Origin of the sequence: Acinetobacter sp. VT 511 (genome assembly GCF_001077515.1) — a bacterium.
In the GTDB taxonomy this organism is placed as follows: Bacteria; Pseudomonadota; Gammaproteobacteria; order Pseudomonadales; family Moraxellaceae; genus Acinetobacter; species Acinetobacter schindleri.
In genome coordinates, this window is the sequence record NZ_LFRE01000062.1 from 76,138 (window position 1) to 92,468 (window position 16,331).

The window sequence follows — 16,331 nt, forward strand, 5'->3', positions numbered from 1 at the left end:
CTTTTTGGGTGAAAAACAATAATTAATAATAAATAAGTCTAATAAACATGCAATTTTCGATTAAACACTGGCCTGAACAGGAACGTCCACGCGAACGCCTGTTACAGTCAGGCCCACAAAGCCTCTCCGATGCCGAATTGCTGGCAATTTTCCTGCGCTCAGGCTCCCAGCGGCATTCCGCAGTGGAACTAGCTCGACTTCTGATTCAACATTTTGGTCATTTAAGTACTCTTTTGGATGCCCCACTGCAAGAGATCAGCCAGTTTCACGGGATGGGTGTTAGTAAATTTACCCAGCTGATGGCTGTTAAGGAACTGGGACGGCGCTATATTGCCGAGCACCTTCGCCAAGATGCATTGGAGCTGAATCATTCCCGCAAAATTATGGACTATCTGCGCTTTGAACTGCTGGGAGAAACTCAGGAAGTGTTTGCTGTACTGTGTCTGGATGCCGGGTTAAGAAAAATCAGCTTTAAGAAAATGTTTTATGGCTCGATTAATTCATGTGAGATTTCGATTAATCAGTTACTACGCCATGCCATTCAGCAACAGGCAACATCGATTGTGATTGCCCATAATCATCCACTCGGTCAGCCTCTACCTTCCGCAGCAGATCTTGAACTCACCCAGCAGATTGCAAAGGCCTGTCACCTGGTCGAAATCCGCCTGATTGATCACTGTATCATTGCCCGGGAAGGCAGTTTTTCCTTTGCAGAACAGCAACTCATCAATACGGTAAAACCCTGAACGATAGCACTTGACAAAGCAGACACAACTCAACAAGATCATGAAAAAAATTGTGATGATTCCAATAAATGATCGTACGTGACCAACCCAGTATCTTTAAAGTATTATTTTCATGGCGGGGAACGATTTTACCTAAGGTACTGCCGCCTCTAGGCGTGGTCATGCTCATTTCTGCCATTATTGGCGGGCTATCTTATACCAATTATTTACATTTACCGGAATTACCCTTAGTCGGTTTTACCCTGATCGGAGTAGTACTGTCGATTTTCCTTGGTTTCAAGAACTCTGCCGCCTATGAACGCTGGTGGGAAGCGCGCAAACTCTGGGGGATCCTAATTGCCAATGCACGTCATTTTGACCGAGACTGCCGTATGTTGACGCAGGCACGCCGTGAGCGGGTCATCCAGCATGTAATTGTCTTTGCCAATGTACTGCGCGATCGTTTGCGCCATCAGACTGCCAATCCAACCGAACTGGTACAGACCAGTGGTATGAGTCCTCAAGCCCTGCAACAGCTCTATCAACAGGCCAATGCCCCACAGTACACCCTCAGTCTGATTCAATGGGAATTTATGCAGGCCCTGAAAGAAGGCGAAATTTCAGACATCATTTATGCGCAGATGAACCAGCATGTAGCTGAGTTGAGTATTGTACAGACAGGTTGTGATCGGATTGCCACCACACCACTACCTTTCGCCTATTCAGTCTTGCTGAATCGTACCGTATATTTTTTCTGCTTTATGCTGCCATTTAGTCTGGGTTCGACCCTTGGAATGGTGACACCGCTGCTGGTCGGAATTTTGGCTTATACTTTCTTGGGACTGGATGCGCTCAGTTCAGAAATTGAAGAACCTTTTGGTACGCAAAGCAATGACTTACCCCTTGATTCAATGGTACGTACCATTGAAATTGAACTATTGGGTACTTTAGGCAAACCAACCCCACCACCTATTCAGGCCCAAGATCATAATCTATTATAAGAAATATGATTACAGCTGAACGCAGCTCATATATTCAATTCAAAATTAAAATAATGAAACAATAAAAATAAGATCTCATGACTATCAAGCAACGGATTCATCATTATACACCGCAACCGGTGACGCGTCTGGGTGCAACTTTAGTGGCTTTACTGCTTGGTAGCGGGGTCGTGTTCGCATTTGGCTGTGTATTGGCCTGGTAAGATATTTTATTCACTGGATTAGAACAGTACTGGATTTTACTGCTTCTCATCAGTTTCATACTGGTGTTTGGTCTAAGCTATGACCAGAAACAATATTTCAGATTTCCTTTTCTGATTCAGCAATACCTGATTGATTCGAGGCTGGCTCAGGATATCCGTGAAAGAGCCTTACGCAGCTCAGATGCTACAATTATGGGCCAACGTCAGATTCACACGACCCGGCTACGCAAACAGCAGCAACTGCTATTAAAGATCAATGATCATGAAGCCCCACAATGGTTTAATGTCGATCTGAATCAGCTGTTTAACACAGAATCGTATCTGGATATCCATGTTCAACCAAGTGATGCGCTCATCGGCCAGCAGGTTCTGGTCTATTACCTGAGGCGTACACGCTGGATTGTTCAACTGTATGCACATGATGGAGATCAGAATTTTCAGCATTTGCAGTACTATATCGCGACACCGCTCCGCGGACGGATTTACTTCGACCATATTCCCAGTCGACTCATGCTGGACTTACCAAGAATTGTACATATTCAGGCGAGTCGTGAAGATGACTCTCCAACTTATACGCTTAAGCTGAGTACCAATTATGGTAAGTACTATCGGATGTCCTGCAAGGCAGTACATTTTGACAAGCTGGAACTGGCGCTCGCGAATTTGATCGATTTTCTACGCTATCGAGAATTCAAACATCATCCAGACATCCAGCAGGCGGTAATTTCCCGGAACCATCCTTTTCTTTATCGCAATTTACTGAACTATACGCTTATTGCAGCATTATTACTGATGGCAGCGATTACAACAACTTGGCAACTGGCATTACTGAGTTTAGCTTTGGCCTGCCTTCTAGGCATAAAAATCCAGCAGCAAAAGCAGTCTCCATTTATTGAAGCCTGACGCCTGTTACCGAAAACTTTCCCAGATGCCCACTTGCCCGTCTTTAACTGTTGGAATATGGCCGAGCTTAATCCAAGGCATATTGTCCCCATGATAATCACTGCCTACAGATACTTTTAGCCCATGTTCAGCAATCATCCGATCTACCATCTGCCGGGTAGAAGCCGGATCAACTGCTGGTGGCAGCTCAACGGCGTCCCCACCGAACCTGGCAAAAATTTCTATCAGGTAACGGATGTTGGTTGCAGACAGATCATAACGGGTGGGGTGCGCTAGCACTGCAAAACCACCACTGGCATGAATCACCTGAATGGTTTCTTCTAGTCCCAGTCCATCAAACTTCACATAAGCTTTCTTACCTTCCTTGATATATTTATCAAAAGCCTGTTGTGGACGAGTGACTATCCCCTTTTCAACCAGTGTTTTGGCAATATGGGTTCGCGTGACACGGTCTGGAATATTATCAACCTTAGCGACTACATCTGGATAAATATCTTGTTCAATCAATGGTATCAGTAGATCACAAATCTTTTTTGAGCGTTCAGCGCGAATCTGTTTTTGCTGTTCTAAAGCCTGTTGCAATGGCTCAGGATTTTGAACATCTAACGCCACAATATGCACGCCATAATTCTTCTTGGTGGCCAGACGTGACCATTGACTAGAGATTTCTACGCCAGAAATGATCTTAATTTCGTGATCTTTCGCGGCTTCACACGCCAGCTCTAAACCGTCCATGGTGTCATGATCAGTCAAGGCCAGCGTATGGATAAAGCTCGCTGCCGCGGCCTTAACCAGCTGCTGTGGACTTAAGGTTCCATCAGAAATATTGCTGTGTGTATGTAAATCTACGCCGTGCATCTCTATACTATGACATTTATTTGATCAGATTTAGATACTCTAACATGAAAGCACTTTTAGACTTTGTGCCACTCATTATTTTCTTTTATTTATATAAGACAGTAGATCCTAAAGATACCAATCATCCATTACTCCAGCTGATTGGCTCCGCAGGCGGTGTCGACAATAACAATATTCTTGTGGCAACCACAGGTCTGATCATTTCCATGTTAGTGGTCTATGGCGCGTTATTTGTTTCACAGAAATTCCGTCTGGACAAACAGCAATGGATCGTATTGTTCATGACGGTGATCTTCGGTGGAATCACTTTAATACTCAGTGATGATTTCTATATCCGCTTAAAAGCTGTCTTGCTGAATCTGGTTTTTGCTGGCGTATTCCTGCTTTCACCATGGTTCAGTAAAGATAAAAAACCATTAATCCAACGTCTGTTTGGACCGGTGTTTAATTTAACTGAAAAAGGCTGGTTTAAGCTCAACTATGCTTGGGCAGCAATGTTTGCGGTGATGTCTTTCTTGCATTGCTTCTTTGCCTATATCTTTATGGATGGAAAATATTGGGGAGAATTTACCGCATTTGGTGACATGATCGTGATGTTTTCCTTTATCATTATTCAGTTCATTGTATTGCGCAAATACTTTAAAACTGCTGAATAAAAGTTAGACTAAGTCATCGAGAACTGCCATGCCATTATTTGTTGTCAGCTGTACCGATCAGGAAGGTACTGTCGAAAAACGCCTTGCGATTCGTCCTCAACATCTTGCACGTCTGCAAAAATTAAATGATGAAGGTCGTTTAATCGTTGCCGGCGCGATGCCAAAAGAACCGGGTAATCCTCAAGCAGGTTTTTATGGCAGCACCATCATTGTGGACTTTGACAGCCGTGAAGCATTGGAGGAATGGTTACAGGAAGAGCCATTCTTAAAAGAAGGCGTCTATGCGCATATTGACGTTAAACCATTCAATAAAGCATTCCCACAAGGATAAGGTTCATGCACGCTGTAATTGCCAGTTTAATCGGTTTATCTTTTGCCTGTACAACTGCTTGGGCAGTTGAAGCAACATCGGCAGCGGAATCTGCTGCCCCAGCGCAAAATACACCAGCAACTGTGCAACCCGCGGTAGCCAATACGCCACCGCAAACACTGCCTGCCAATAAACCTGGCATCATGCCAGTGGCTGCTTCGAATAATCCTCTTGTTCAAAATCCTGCTGCCAAGCCACTGACTGCAGAAGATATTGCACAGACCAAAGCTCAGCAAGATGCCAAAGTGAAGGCTTTGGTCAAAGATCAGGCGACACGTCTGCAACAACTGGAAAAAGCCAATCTTGAAGCATTGACCCAGAATCAGGAACTACAGCTGAAAAACGATAATCTCGGCGTTCAGGTGCAGGTGCTACAAAGTGAACGTAGTGCACAAATGTTTCTCTACGGTGCTGCGACATTGGCTGTAGGCGTACTACTTGGCTTCCTGATCGCGAGTTATGTTTATACCAAACGCCGTCGTCAGTGGTAAGCTATTCCCTCTCCTGACGTATTGAAGGTTGTATCCGTTTTGTCTCATGCAATTCAAACTGCCGATCTCGATTGGCAGCTGGTAGATGGCATTGACGTGCCAGTTTCCAAACAGTTCGGTGATGTTTATTTTTCCAAGGACAATGGTCTGCTTGAAACACGCCATGTGTTTTTAAATGGCAATGATCTCGGTACCCGGCTCGCGGATCTCAAACCTTTTGAATATTTTTGTGTAGGGGAAACGGGCTTTGGTACAGGACTCAATATTCTGGCCTTATGGCAACTGTGGCAACAGGTTCGTCCAGATAACCGGAGCCATCTGCATGCCATTTCAGTGGAAAAATTTCCTCTATCAAAAGATGATCTGATTCGTGCTTTAAATGCCTGGCCGGAACTAAAACCCCTTGCAGATCAGCTGATTTCCCAATATCCACTCCCAATTGCTGGCTGTCATCGCCTCAGTTTTCCTGAAGAACGTTTTTCTCTGGATTTATGGCTAGGTGATGCACAAGATGTCTTTCCAGTCATTGAAAAAACTGTGTCAGTACATGCCTGGTTCCTTGATGGTTTTGCGCCTTCCTGCAATCCGGATATGTGGGAAGAGAATGTCCTGAACAATATTGTTCGACTCTCGGATTATGGCACCACCTTTGCCTCTTTTAGTGTCGCAGGTATACTGAAACGCGGTCTTAGAAATCATGGTATTTCGATTTCACGTCCACGTGGCTTTGGTCATAAACGTGAAATGCTGAAAGCCATCTGGAATCCGCCTGAATTTGCACAGCCAGTAACAGCAATTCCTGAACATCATACTCAAAAAAAAACTTCGCTCAATAAAGAGTTGAAATGTCAGGCACGTCAGATCGCTGTCATTGGTGCTGGTATTGCCGGTTTAAGTATAGCCTGGGCTTTTGCTCTACGTGGTCATCAAGTCAGCCTATTCGATCAAACAGCACCACTTTCCGGTGGTTCTGGTAATCCATTAGCGCTACTCAATCCGAAACTGTCACCGATTTCACAAAGCGCTGAACATTTAATGACCCAGGCTTGGCAACACGCCCTAAATCATTATGCACAGTTTAAAGCCTTTCGCGCGATTCAGGTTCAGCAGCTGGCATTGAAAAATCCAGAAAACCTGTTGGCTCTGGCTGATGAGTATCCTGATGGTATTCTAGAAGTTCCAGATCAAAATCAGCAGCCTTTAACAGCGAAGTATCCAGCATTGGCGTTGTTACAGGCAGGAGCTGTATCGCCTCATCAGTTGCGTGATGAAATCCTGCAACATAGCAATATTCGCTATATCCAGGCCCAAATTAGCCGAATTGAACCACACTCATGTCCAGAATTATTTAATGGTGATAGCTCACTCGGCCAGTTTGATCATGTCATCGTCTGTACCGCATTAAATACGCCACAGCTGCTTGAAGAGCACCCTGAACTCAAACCCATTCGTGGGCAGGTCAGTTGGCTCAAAAATAGCGATCAACCACTCGATCCGAATATTGCCTATAGCTACGGCGGTTACTGTATCCAGTTTGATGAACAGCATTTACTGCTCGGTGCTTCATTCTGCCTGAATCGTGATGATACAGAGGTACTGGAAGAAGATCATATCCATAACCGTGAACTGATCCATTCAGTATTTCCAGAATATGCACAGAGTTTGGCTGATGTCAGTGAATGGCAAGGTCGTGCTTCGGTTCGTGCACAGAGCAAAGATTATTTCCCCTTGCTTGGAAAACTCAAATCCGATCAGGAAATCTATAGTCTGGCTGGCTTAGGTTCCAAAGGTTTTCTATTTGCTCCATTATGCAGTGAAATCCTGGCTGCACAGATTCTAGGAGAAGCTTGTCCTGCACCCACAAATCTAGTGAAGAAACTGGATGTCAAACGCTTTGAAAAGAAAATCAAAACCCAGAAGCCTTATTTTAAACCTTAGTGTTAAAGCCCCTTCCTTTATTAAAGGGTGAGGAACACTGTTCCGTAAGGGAGGGGCTTATAGAAAGAATTTACCCCCTCTTGCGCCATCTATGGCTCACCTTTTTCAAAGGGGACCATTGAAGAAATTTAGCTAAGAAAAAAGCGCCTGAAGGCGCTTTTTTCTTTTTTAAAGCTTAATCAGGCACCCTGTTCCAGCGGCAAGCCTGCATCACGGGCAGCACGTGTACCCCCCATCAGGATGACATATTCACGAGAGCTGTCAAAACCCTCTAATTTTTCAGCAGCACGAGGGGCTTTACTACCTCCACCACACAGGATATAAATCGGCTGATCCGTGGACACTTGAGTAAGGCTATCTGCTGAAAGATCGTTAATAGGCTGGTTTACCGCACCCTTAATATGTGCTTCAGCAAAAGCATTAGAATCACGTACATCCCAGATTACAGCACCTTCTGGGAACTCAAATGTTGTAATTTCTTGTTTACGGATCATTGCGCACTCCTTTGATGTAAACAACACTTGGCAAATGAAGAAAACATCCCTAGCATCTCAGATATTCTTTCCATTTGTAAAGGTCTAAACTATGCCTTCTTTCGATATTGTTTCTGAATTAGAAATTTTTGAAGTAAACCATGCAGTTCAAAACACGCAAAAAGAAATTGCGACCCGTTTTGACTTCCGTGGTCAGGACGTTTCAATCGAGCTGAACGAAAAAAATAAAGAAATCAAAATCAAGACTGAAAGTGATTTTCAGTGTGAACAAGTTTATAGCATGTTAGAAAATCACTTCTTTAAACGTAAAGTAGATATTCAGGCGCTTGATCCGCAAAAAGGTGCACCTTCAGGTAAAAACTATATCCAGGTGATTAAACTGAAAGACGGTCTTGACTCAGATACCGCAAAAAAAATTAATAAAGCCATTAAAGAAAGTGGCATTAAAGCGCAGTCTTCTATCCAAGGCGACAAGATTCGTGTGACCGATAAAAAACGCGATACTTTGCAACAAATTATGGCATTCCTCAAAGAACAGCAATTTGGTGTGCCTTTACAGTTCAACAACTTTAAAGACTAAGACAGTCTATTTTCGGATAATAGAACCATGGCCAAAAGCAATCAACTCTCCAAACTGGTAAAAGCAAGTTCACGACTTCCACAAGGCATTCGTACTGCACTGCTGAGTAAAACCTTTGGACGTGTGGTGCCGATGGTCGGTTCTGCCCGAATTCGCTATGAACAGGTGAGTCATGATCAGGTCATGGTCAGCATGGCCAATCATAAGGCTATGCAGAACCATATTGGTCAGGTTCATGCCTGTGCCATGGCACTGCTTGCAGAAACAGCCACGGGATTTGTCACCGCAATGAACGTGCCTGATTCTGCAGTCGTCCTCATCAAAAGTATCAAAATTGATTATAAACGTCCTACCCAGGGGGCAATGCGTGCTATAGCCACTCTGACTGCTGAACAGCAGCAATTGATGCAAAGTACAGATAAAGGCGAAACATTGGTGCAGGTCGTCATAACAGATGAATCTGGCAAAGCACCGATTCAGTGTGAAATGCTCTGGGCCTGGATCGCTAAATCGCAGCTTAAAACCAAAGCCGCATCTTAATTTTTTAAGAATATACGCTAAATAAATTGGGGATTATTTAAAAGTATCCTCATCATCTATCAAGATAATGACTGTTTTCCTTGTCTCAGCTTAAAAACTATTTGATTTTTTAGCTTTAAAATCAGGATAAGCAATAAAAATCATTGCCTAAGAATTTAAATTTTCAAAAATAAAAAAACCAGACAAATTGTCTGGTTTTTTGCATTCATCAATTCGTTTACTGAGCGTCAAGGAACTTCTGTTTTGCTTCATCTGGAATCGGACGCTTATTGCCTTTGACATCCACCGCTACGAAGGTAAACACGCCTTCTGTGACACGAACAGGCGGACGGGAATCATCGTGACTGTCCCACACTTCGATCTGCATTTGAATCGAAGTATTCCCCACCTTCAGAATCTTGGTATAGCAGCTGATCACATCACCGACTTTTACCGGTACCAGAAAAGTCATCTGATTAATCGAAATTGTCGCACAACGTCCTTTGGAAAAACGTTCTGCATGGATCGCACCGGCCAAGTCCATTTGTGAAACAATCCATCCACCGAATACGTCACCGCTCCAGTTGGTATCTGCTGGCATTGCAATCGTCTGTAGGGAAAGAACTCCCTCTGGTTTTACATGAGAATCTGACACGTTAACTCCAGGCCTGGGTATTAGGATTTGGCATTCAGATGCTGATCCAGCCACTGTTGCAGCTGAGGTGCTCTGAGCGCACCACTTATTCTAGCAATTTCATCAGTTTTATTCATCAAAACCAGTGTTGGAATACTACGAACATTAAATGCAGCGCTGAGTCGTGGATTCGCTTCAGTATCAATTTTGGCAAATACCACATTTGGATACTGCTGTGCTACTGTTGCAAAATGCGGAGCCATCATCTTGCATGGGCCACACCAGTCTGCCCATAGGTCAATCAGAATCGGTAAATCGCTGCCAGTCACGAACTGGCTAAAATTCTGTTCATTGAGTTCAATCGGTGCAAGTGGAATCAGGCCCTGATGACACTGGCCACATGCAGGACTCTCGGTGAGTTTATCTTCAGGCACACGGTTTTTGGCCTGACATGACGGACATACAATGATCATCTAACGAACTCCAATATATTGATGTAAGAATTCTAATTGGGTCGAAATTGCTTTTTCAAACCATTCCCCATGATATATATCAAAATGGCGCATATTCCACTCATGATATTGGGCAAATGGTGCAATATTGGTTACTGTCTCACGGCTGGATTCAATCGGAATCAGGCTATCCTGTTTCGCAGCAATAAATAGCACTGGAACTGTAATCTTGCGCACGTCCTGAATAGGTCGGTAGCGGATTAATTTAAAGAACACCCGGGCTGGTATTTCCCCACTCCAATAATAGTCAGGGTGAACAATTGAAAGGTAACCTTGGTAACTATCTAGTGTCGGCAAGAAACACAGTTCATTCTGGGCAACTACTGGTAAAGTACGTGGAGTCATTCCCACCTTAGACCCCATATAATCTTGACTGGAAATCTTCAGGGCTTTAGGTAGTTGCTGTAAAGGATACAACCTGGCACTTTCAGCACCATCCACAAATGGAACTTGGACCATAATGGCCTGTACATCTTTGGATTCTGCGGCAAGTGTTAGTACATATCCGCCACTCAAACTCGTTCCCCAGAGCACAATACGTTTAGCATCCAAGGATTTACGTGCTTTAACGTGAGCAATCATGGTTCGCCAGTCTTCAAGCTGGGCTTTAATTGAAACCAGTTCTCGTGGTCGTCCGGTACTTCCACCCCAGTAGCGATAATCAAACAAAATGACGGCATAACCCGCTGCTGCAAAACGTTGGGCATATTTGACCAGTTCAAAATGACGTAAGGCAGCCAGACCATGTGCCATTAAAATGACTGCAGGTTTTTGTATATTCTTGGGACGATAAAAATCGGCAGCAATGACATCTTGACCGCTTTTGACATACAGTGGTTCAACTGTATATACATGCATACGCGCTCCGTTGCGTTATTTTATGGTGGTATTCGTTTATAAAAATTTCAGATCTTTCTGCTCATTTTTGAGCTTAATGCTATCATAAAGCATATCTTTATAAATGAAATGATGGAGTGACATCATGAGTGAAAATGTAGGCTTTGCAGGTCAAATTGGTCCAGAACATATCGCACAGGTAGTTGAGAAAGGCTTCAAATCCATTATCAATAACCGCCCGGATATGGAAGGTGGTCCGGATCAGCCAACCAGTGCACAAATTGAAGAAGCTGCTCGTGCAGCAGGTCTGGATTACGTGCATCAACCTGTAGTTGCAGGTCAGATCACTGAACTCGATGTCCGTACTTTTGCCAATCACTATAACGAACTGCCAAAACCCTTATTGATGTTCTGCCGTACTGGTAACCGTTCTAATAACCTGTACCAGATCGCAAAACAAATGGATTTATTGGATGACTAATCCCTTTTTCTGGAAATGTGCAATGCTTGGACTCGGTCTAAGCTTTGCTACACTCAGTTTTTCTGCAGAATTAAGCCGGCCATTAACTCCTACAGTGAGTGTAGCTGGACAAATGAATAGCATTAAGTTTCAAGAATTAATGAAACAGGGTTTTAAATCTGTCATTGTCAATCGTCCAGATCAGGAAACAGGTAATGAAGTATCGGTTATTCAGCTTCGCACTATCGCAGAGCGCCATCATGCCAGTGTAATTTATCAGCCAGTGATTAGCGGAAAAATTACACAACAGAACATTGAAGAGTTTTCCAAATACTATAATGACTTACCTAAACCCATTTTAATGGTTTGCCGTAGTGGTACACGCTCTGCCGCCTTGTATTACAAGGCGAAGGACCAAGGATTAATTCATGAATAAAGTTTTACTGATCATTTGTTTAAGTTTAAGTTTTGTTGGTTGTAGTTCGATGAATGTTCGACCGACTGTGGGTGTGAGTGTGGGAACTGCGCTTTAATTTCACAACCAAATATTAATGGCGCTCTTTGCGCCATTTTTTATGTATGTTAATCTTTGAACAATATAACAAAACTTTTTTCAAAAAATTATTTTTTTGGGGGTAAACATGAAATTTATTAAAACGATTTTAGCGATGACTTTATCTAGCTTATTAGTTGCCTGTGGCGGAGGAGGAAGTGATGGTTATTATAATGACCAATCAAATAATAACGGGAATACTCCTCCCCCAGCTACGCCTTCTACTGACTTAAATGAAGCTCAGCTTACCCTGAATGCACTAAAACAAGAAGGTCAATTTTTATTCGGAAATTATGATGCCACAAATGCCGCTACAGCTAAGGGCTATATCGATCATGCTTTAGATACTTTTGCTCAAGGTCCACTACAATTAGCTATAGACACCAAAAAAGCCTTTGATCAAAATCCTAATAATTTTTTCTATCGTGAAAAATGTATGGATTCAGGCACATATGCCAATACTGGTTGTTATATTTTATTTGGTGATTCTGAAATAAAAAGAGTTTTAAATTTAGTAAACCCTAATAAATATGCTGATTGGGATTTCGATGTTAACGATAATGAAATTGATGGAATGAAATTATCCGAAGAACAAATTGATCATTTTACTGGTAAAACAATGATTATCATTTTTGATAATCGCAATGCTGACAAAAAATATAATGATATTTGGGTTACAGGCGTATTTGGTTATCCTTATAAACAATCTTGGGGAATTATTCAGGAAGATCAGTTACGTATTGTATCAATGAATGAAACTGATGGTAATTATCAAGTTACATTAACGTATCAAGATCAAACCACAGAAACTAAAGGTGCTCTAAGTATTTATAAAGATCCAACTTCAACAGATGGAGAGTTATATGTATTACAAAATAACTCAGGATTTGATGTATTAATTAATGACAATCCTAAGACTCCTGATGCAGAACCTGTCAATTTCACTATTAATTCGGTTCCAGGTGATGCTACAGCATTAGCAACTTATCGAATTGGAACCACAGGCATGCAAACATTAAATTTACCAAACGTTAGTTCTATTTCTGGCACAAGAATAGAAAATGAGAGTCCTAGTAATAATACTCAAAGTTTTACTGGTTCTATTTTCCTAGAAGGCACAAATATTTTCACATTCAAACAGGCATTAAATGGAACAAAATTAAAATTTACGCATATTTTTAATGGAATTACTTACAAAGGTGAATCTATAAATAATAATGGAACAATAAGCACTACCCTTACCCAACCAAGTGGCTTAAAGTTCTAAGTGTAAATAATTGCAAGTAAACCCTCTTTGTAGAGGGTTTTTTTGTATAGTAAATTCAAATTTTATTAAAAACTTAATTATCATGTACGACCTCATCATTATCGGCTCAGGCACGGCAGGCATCACTGCCTATAAAGAAGCAATCAAACATACGGATAATATTCTGATTATTAATGCTGGCCCTTGGGATACGACCTGTGCACGCGTCGGATGTATGCCAAGTAAAGTTTTAATTGCTTCAGCCAATCGTATGCACCTGATTCAGCATGCACATGATTTAGCTTTAAATATTGATAGTGAAGTTAGCCCGAACAATGTCATGTCACGTGTTCGTGAATTACGTGATTTCTTTACTCAAGCCACCCTTAAAGAAGTCAATCAATGGAATCCAAAACATAAAATTTCAGGTCATGCCAAATTTGTAGATGCCCAAACCGTAGAAGTAGATGGACAATATTATCAAGCTAAAAGTTTTATTTTGGCTGTAGGCTCACGACCAAATATCGATTCAAAACAAAAAGAAGTACTCGGTGAGCGACTTCTTAGCTCTGATGAGGTGTTTGAGCTTCCTACCCTACCTGAGTCACTGGCAGTGATTGGTAGCGGAGTGATTGCCATTGAGCTTGTTCAAGCCATGCAACGCTTAGGAGTTAAGACCACTGTATTTGCCCGTAGTCAAAAAGTCGGCTCTCTTACAAGTCCGGTGCTTCAGGAACTTGCTCAACAGCAACTCAGTTCAGAACTTGAGATTAAATTTAAAACTGTTCCTGATGAAATGATCCGACAAGGTGATCAAGTCCAGATAAAATTTAAGCAAAATGACCAAGCAGAAATCTTAGAAGTTGATTACGTATTAGCGGCAACCGGAAGAAGCAGTAACCTTGATCAACTCGAACTGGAAAAAATCGATCCTTCGTATATAGAAATCAAAAATCTTCCAATTGATCCTTCTACAAAACAGTTAGCTAACCACCCAATTTTTATTATTGGTGATGCAGCTCCTGATGCTCCAATTCAACATGAAGCGGCATATGCAGGTAAAAAAATCGTTAAAAATTGCCTAAATTATCCAGATATACAAGCAATTCCAAAACTAACCCCTTTGGCAATTGTGTTCAGTCAGCCGGAAATGGCTATTATTGGAAAAAATTATCAGCAATTAAAAAAAGCAAAAACTGATTTCGTTACAGGTTTTATTTCTTATGAAAGACAGGGCCGAGCGCGGGTGGAAGCTACCAATATGGGTGGTGCTGAAATATATGTAGACAGGTCTACGCGTAAACTTTTGGGTGCAGAACTATTTTGTGCACAGGCAGAACATCTAGCACATCTTCTTGCCTGGTTAATTGGTGAAGGAGTGACAATTGATCAGATCCTAGAAAAACCATTCTATCATCCGACTCTAGAAGAGGGCTTACGTACTGCACTCAAGCATGCGCGTCGTCAGTTAGCTGATCAGCATTGAGTTCATTTTCACTTAATACATTTACAAAGCGCTGGCTATGGGAAATAAACCTATCTAGCCAGCGATGGGCTGCGAGTAATTCCAAGGTTCTGGCAGCACTCAATTGATTGCTAGAAGCATACTGATTAATCTTTTCACGAAGATCAGCATGATGTTGTTTCGTCCATTGTTCCAGCAGAATCAGTTCATTTTGTAACATGCAAATTTTATCACAATCCTTTACATCTGCAGCTTCCTTCCAATAATTATCAAAAATTTCAAAAACATCCAATATAACCTGATATAAAGCAGGCTGAGTCCGGATATCCAAACTATAGGATAATTGTTCAAGATCACTGCGGAATACATTGAGATAGACCACTTTCCTGAGTAAGGCCAATAAACGTGCTTGCTCTTCGGTATTTTGAGACACGGTAATTTGAGCCAAATATTGTTTAAGCTTTGCAATGAGTTCATCTTGTTGTTTGAGTTGATTAGCTGCAACCAGCTGTCCATCTTTAAATGCTGCAATAAACCAGCCATATTGTTGCCATACTATCTGTTCAATGACATTTTCAGCATTCGCAACTGCGACTGCGGGTACTGAAAGACTCGACTCATCCAGAGACTGAATTAAACTGTCCTCATCAGTAGGAATGAGCCAAGTCAGAAAATGCTTAAGCTGTTCGATGAAAGGCATTAATAATACAGCCCCACATAAACTAAATGCCGTATGAAAAGCTGCAACAATTACTACAGAATCCCAGGAAGCCAGCAAGTGACCTTCGTGGGATAACCAGAGAAAAAATGGAATTAATATCAGGAAGGCAAAAGTTGCACTGCTCAGATTAAAAATCACATGTACTGCAGCCGTTCTTTGTGCATTGCTATTCGCCCCAATTGCCGCTAAGACTGCCGTAGCTACAGTTCCAATATTTTGACCAATAACCAGCAAAAGGGCCTGTTCTAGCTGGATAATCTGGCTCGCCAATGCAGTAATCGTCGTCGTAATTGCAGCACTAGATGACTGTAAAATGACCGTCATCACCAAGCCAATCAAGACTAATAATAATTTTGAGAAAAAGTTTTGGGTGCTAAATATGAAAGGTCTATACGATTTGCCAGACTAGACATTGCCACCTGCAATAACTCAATTCCAAAGAAAATCAGACCAAAGCCTGCAATTACAAGCCCAGTTAAAGCTAGCCGACCCTGAGCTAAAATCTTGAGTAATGCACCCGCTGTAATTAAGGGTAAAGCGAATTGTCCAATCGAGAATTTGACACCAAGCAACGCTACCATCCAGCCAGTACTGGTGGTTCCAATATTTGCACCAATAATCACGCCAACAGATTGAGCAAAAGTCAGTATTCCTGCGCTTACAAAACCAATAGTAGCAAGTGTTGTCGCTGTTGAAGACTGCACAATCAAGGTAAAGATAATACCTGAGCTCATCGCTTTTAAAGGAGAACCCGTAAATCTACCTAACCACTGTCTCAGAGATTCACCTGCAATATCCTTCAGGCCGTCGGTCATCAAGGTCATGCCGAGCAGGAATAAACCTATTCCACCACAAAGTTGTGCAAATACATCAAACACACTTATCCCTTTTTATAATTTTTAAGTTTTAATAATTTATATACGATAGCTAAAACCAAACCAAGCCTAGCAAATAGTTTACCCCTCTATTTTTCTCACGCATAAAAAAACACCCCCTGCCATTTGACAGAGGGTGTTTAGAATAATGAGCTGGCGATGACTTACTCTCACATGGGAAGCCCCACACTACCATCAGCGCTAAGAGGTTTCACTTCTGAGTTCGGGAAGGGATCAGGTGGTTCACTCTTGCTATGGTCGCCAGCACAACTGGTATGACTTTGCGTTTG

The 16,331-nt window shown here is 42.1% G+C and carries 19 protein-coding genes, 1 rRNA gene and 1 pseudogene; 14 read left to right on the forward strand and 7 right to left on the reverse strand.

Annotated features, from left to right (window positions below; translation table 11 throughout):
- Window positions 1-47 precede the first annotated feature (47 nt).
- The 4 genes from radC to ACS72_RS09745 all read left to right on the forward strand — a co-directional run bounded on the left by radC (window position 48) and on the right by ACS72_RS09745 (window position 2,832).
- The gene (gene radC, locus ACS72_RS09735; protein ID WP_048881988.1) at window positions 48-746 is read left to right on the forward strand and encodes a DNA repair protein RadC; all 699 of its coding nucleotides are present in this window, start codon (window positions 48-50) and stop codon (window positions 744-746) included.
- Window positions 747-814: 68 nt separating this feature from the next.
- Window positions 815-1,726 carry a bestrophin family protein gene (locus ACS72_RS09740; RefSeq protein ID WP_004816019.1) on the forward strand — a complete coding sequence of 304 codons (912 nt, stop codon included), beginning with the start codon at window positions 815-817 and terminating at the stop codon, window positions 1,724-1,726.
- Between the two features lie 77 nt (window positions 1,727-1,803).
- The gene (locus ACS72_RS18895) at window positions 1,804-1,929 is read left to right on the forward strand and encodes a hypothetical protein (RefSeq protein WP_260396274.1); all 126 of its coding nucleotides are present in this window, start codon (window positions 1,804-1,806) and stop codon (window positions 1,927-1,929) included.
- 63 nt (window positions 1,930-1,992) lie between these two features.
- Window positions 1,993-2,832, forward strand: coding sequence for a hypothetical protein (locus ACS72_RS09745; protein WP_228156218.1), 840 nt, complete (start codon window positions 1,993-1,995; stop codon window positions 2,830-2,832).
- Window positions 2,833-2,838: 6 nt separating this feature from the next.
- On the opposite strand, the gene ACS72_RS09750 is transcribed toward ACS72_RS09745, so the two are convergent.
- Complete coding sequence (locus ACS72_RS09750; RefSeq protein ID WP_048881989.1) at window positions 2,839-3,690, reverse strand: PHP domain-containing protein; 852 nt, start codon at window positions 3,688-3,690, stop codon at window positions 2,839-2,841.
- A gap of 44 nt (window positions 3,691-3,734) precedes the next feature.
- Between ACS72_RS09750 and ACS72_RS09755 the strand changes: the two genes are divergently transcribed.
- The 4 genes from ACS72_RS09755 to mnmC are packed head-to-tail and all read left to right on the forward strand — an operon-like array spanning window position 3,735 to window position 7,145.
- Window positions 3,735-4,346 carry a septation protein IspZ gene (locus ACS72_RS09755; RefSeq protein WP_004816013.1) on the forward strand — a complete coding sequence of 204 codons (612 nt, stop codon included), beginning with the start codon at window positions 3,735-3,737 and terminating at the stop codon, window positions 4,344-4,346.
- A gap of 28 nt (window positions 4,347-4,374) precedes the next feature.
- Window positions 4,375-4,677, forward strand: a complete 303-nt coding sequence (locus ACS72_RS09760) for a YciI family protein (RefSeq protein WP_004816011.1) — start codon at window positions 4,375-4,377, stop codon at window positions 4,675-4,677.
- A gap of 5 nt (window positions 4,678-4,682) precedes the next feature.
- Complete coding sequence (locus ACS72_RS09765) at window positions 4,683-5,207, forward strand: hypothetical protein (protein WP_048881990.1); 525 nt, start codon at window positions 4,683-4,685, stop codon at window positions 5,205-5,207.
- 39 nt (window positions 5,208-5,246) lie between these two features.
- A complete protein-coding gene (mnmC, locus tag ACS72_RS09770) occupies window positions 5,247-7,145 on the forward strand; it encodes an FAD-dependent 5-carboxymethylaminomethyl-2-thiouridine(34) oxidoreductase MnmC (RefSeq protein WP_048881991.1) in 1,899 nt (632 codons plus the stop codon).
- Window positions 7,146-7,324: 179 nt separating this feature from the next.
- Here the strand turns inward: mnmC and ACS72_RS09775 are convergent, their stop codons facing one another.
- Window positions 7,325-7,639 carry a rhodanese-like domain-containing protein gene (locus ACS72_RS09775; protein WP_004816007.1) on the reverse strand — a complete coding sequence of 105 codons (315 nt, stop codon included), beginning with the start codon at window positions 7,637-7,639 and terminating at the stop codon, window positions 7,325-7,327.
- Between the two features lie 91 nt (window positions 7,640-7,730).
- On the opposite strand from ACS72_RS09775, the gene ACS72_RS09780 reads away from it, so the two are divergent.
- A complete protein-coding gene (locus ACS72_RS09780; RefSeq protein ID WP_004816006.1) occupies window positions 7,731-8,219 on the forward strand; it encodes a YajQ family cyclic di-GMP-binding protein in 489 nt (162 codons plus the stop codon).
- Between the two features lie 27 nt (window positions 8,220-8,246).
- On the forward strand, window positions 8,247-8,759 hold the full coding sequence (locus tag ACS72_RS09785; protein ID WP_048881992.1) for a DUF4442 domain-containing protein: 513 nt from the start codon (window positions 8,247-8,249) through the stop codon (window positions 8,757-8,759).
- A 217-nt stretch (window positions 8,760-8,976) separates the two neighbouring features.
- Here the strand turns inward: ACS72_RS09785 and ACS72_RS09790 are convergent, their stop codons facing one another.
- From ACS72_RS09790 to ACS72_RS09800, 3 genes are read right to left on the reverse strand one after another with little or no spacing between them, the layout of a single operon-like run.
- Window positions 8,977-9,393: an acyl-CoA thioesterase gene (locus ACS72_RS09790; protein WP_004816004.1), complete on the reverse strand. Its 417-nt coding sequence runs from the start codon at window positions 9,391-9,393 to the stop codon at window positions 8,977-8,979.
- A 20-nt stretch (window positions 9,394-9,413) separates the two neighbouring features.
- Window positions 9,414-9,845, reverse strand: coding sequence for a thioredoxin TrxC (trxC, locus tag ACS72_RS09795; protein ID WP_004816003.1), 432 nt, complete (start codon window positions 9,843-9,845; stop codon window positions 9,414-9,416).
- Window positions 9,846-10,742: an alpha/beta hydrolase gene (locus ACS72_RS09800; RefSeq protein ID WP_048881993.1), complete on the reverse strand. Its 897-nt coding sequence runs from the start codon at window positions 10,740-10,742 to the stop codon at window positions 9,846-9,848. It abuts the gene before it with no gap.
- 124 nt (window positions 10,743-10,866) lie between these two features.
- Between ACS72_RS09800 and ACS72_RS09805 the strand changes: the two genes are divergently transcribed.
- The 4 genes from ACS72_RS09805 to ACS72_RS09820 all read left to right on the forward strand — a co-directional run bounded on the left by ACS72_RS09805 (window position 10,867) and on the right by ACS72_RS09820 (window position 14,466).
- Window positions 10,867-11,202 (forward strand): TIGR01244 family sulfur transferase, encoded by a 336-nt coding sequence (locus ACS72_RS09805; protein WP_048881994.1) that lies wholly within the window; start codon window positions 10,867-10,869, stop codon window positions 11,200-11,202.
- Window positions 11,195-11,617: a sulfur transferase domain-containing protein gene (locus tag ACS72_RS09810; RefSeq protein WP_048881995.1), complete on the forward strand. Its 423-nt coding sequence runs from the start codon at window positions 11,195-11,197 to the stop codon at window positions 11,615-11,617. Before ACS72_RS09805 ends, ACS72_RS09810 begins: the two co-directional genes overlap by 8 nt.
- Window positions 11,618-11,822: 205 nt before the next feature.
- On the forward strand, window positions 11,823-13,001 hold the full coding sequence (locus tag ACS72_RS09815; protein ID WP_048881996.1) for a hypothetical protein: 1,179 nt from the start codon (window positions 11,823-11,825) through the stop codon (window positions 12,999-13,001).
- Between the two features lie 82 nt (window positions 13,002-13,083).
- On the forward strand, window positions 13,084-14,466 hold the full coding sequence (locus tag ACS72_RS09820) for a dihydrolipoyl dehydrogenase (protein ID WP_048881997.1): 1,383 nt from the start codon (window positions 13,084-13,086) through the stop codon (window positions 14,464-14,466).
- Here ACS72_RS09820 and ACS72_RS09825 read toward each other — a convergent pair.
- Window positions 14,429-16,044 (reverse strand): annotated as a pseudogene (locus tag ACS72_RS09825) (Na/Pi cotransporter family protein). The gene ACS72_RS09820 and the pseudogene ACS72_RS09825 overlap by 38 nt on opposite strands.
- A gap of 148 nt (window positions 16,045-16,192) precedes the next feature.
- Window positions 16,193-16,307: ribosomal RNA gene (rrf, locus tag ACS72_RS09830) — 5S ribosomal RNA — on the reverse strand.
- Between the last annotated feature and the right edge of the window lie 24 nt (window positions 16,308-16,331).

Excerpts from the sequence above, each read along its gene's own strand:
- radC (WP_048881988.1), top strand. The coding sequence starts at position 48 with ATGCAATTTTCGATTAAACACTGGCCTGAACAGGAACGTCCACGCGAA.
- ACS72_RS09740 (WP_004816019.1), top strand. The coding sequence starts at position 815 with ATGATCGTACGTGACCAACCCAGTATCTTTAAAGTATTATTTTCATGG.
- ACS72_RS18895 (WP_260396274.1), top strand. The coding sequence starts at position 1,804 with ATGACTATCAAGCAACGGATTCATCATTATACACCGCAACCGGTGACG.
- ACS72_RS09750 (WP_048881989.1), bottom strand. The coding sequence starts at position 3,690 with ATGCACGGCGTAGATTTACATACACACAGCAATATTTCTGATGGAACC.
- ACS72_RS09755 (WP_004816013.1), top strand. The coding sequence starts at position 3,735 with ATGAAAGCACTTTTAGACTTTGTGCCACTCATTATTTTCTTTTATTTA.
- ACS72_RS09760 (WP_004816011.1), top strand. The coding sequence starts at position 4,375 with ATGCCATTATTTGTTGTCAGCTGTACCGATCAGGAAGGTACTGTCGAA.
- ACS72_RS09765 (WP_048881990.1), top strand. The coding sequence starts at position 4,683 with ATGCACGCTGTAATTGCCAGTTTAATCGGTTTATCTTTTGCCTGTACA.
- ACS72_RS09775 (WP_004816007.1), bottom strand. The coding sequence starts at position 7,639 with ATGATCCGTAAACAAGAAATTACAACATTTGAGTTCCCAGAAGGTGCT.
- ACS72_RS09780 (WP_004816006.1), top strand. The coding sequence starts at position 7,731 with ATGCCTTCTTTCGATATTGTTTCTGAATTAGAAATTTTTGAAGTAAAC.
- ACS72_RS09785 (WP_048881992.1), top strand. The coding sequence starts at position 8,247 with ATGGCCAAAAGCAATCAACTCTCCAAACTGGTAAAAGCAAGTTCACGA.
- trxC (WP_004816003.1), bottom strand. The coding sequence starts at position 9,845 with ATGATCATTGTATGTCCGTCATGTCAGGCCAAAAACCGTGTGCCTGAA.
- ACS72_RS09800 (WP_048881993.1), bottom strand. The coding sequence starts at position 10,742 with ATGCATGTATATACAGTTGAACCACTGTATGTCAAAAGCGGTCAAGAT.
- ACS72_RS09805 (WP_048881994.1), top strand. The coding sequence starts at position 10,867 with ATGAGTGAAAATGTAGGCTTTGCAGGTCAAATTGGTCCAGAACATATC.
- ACS72_RS09810 (WP_048881995.1), top strand. The coding sequence starts at position 11,195 with ATGACTAATCCCTTTTTCTGGAAATGTGCAATGCTTGGACTCGGTCTA.
- ACS72_RS09815 (WP_048881996.1), top strand. The coding sequence starts at position 11,823 with ATGAAATTTATTAAAACGATTTTAGCGATGACTTTATCTAGCTTATTA.
- ACS72_RS09820 (WP_048881997.1), top strand. The coding sequence starts at position 13,084 with ATGTACGACCTCATCATTATCGGCTCAGGCACGGCAGGCATCACTGCC.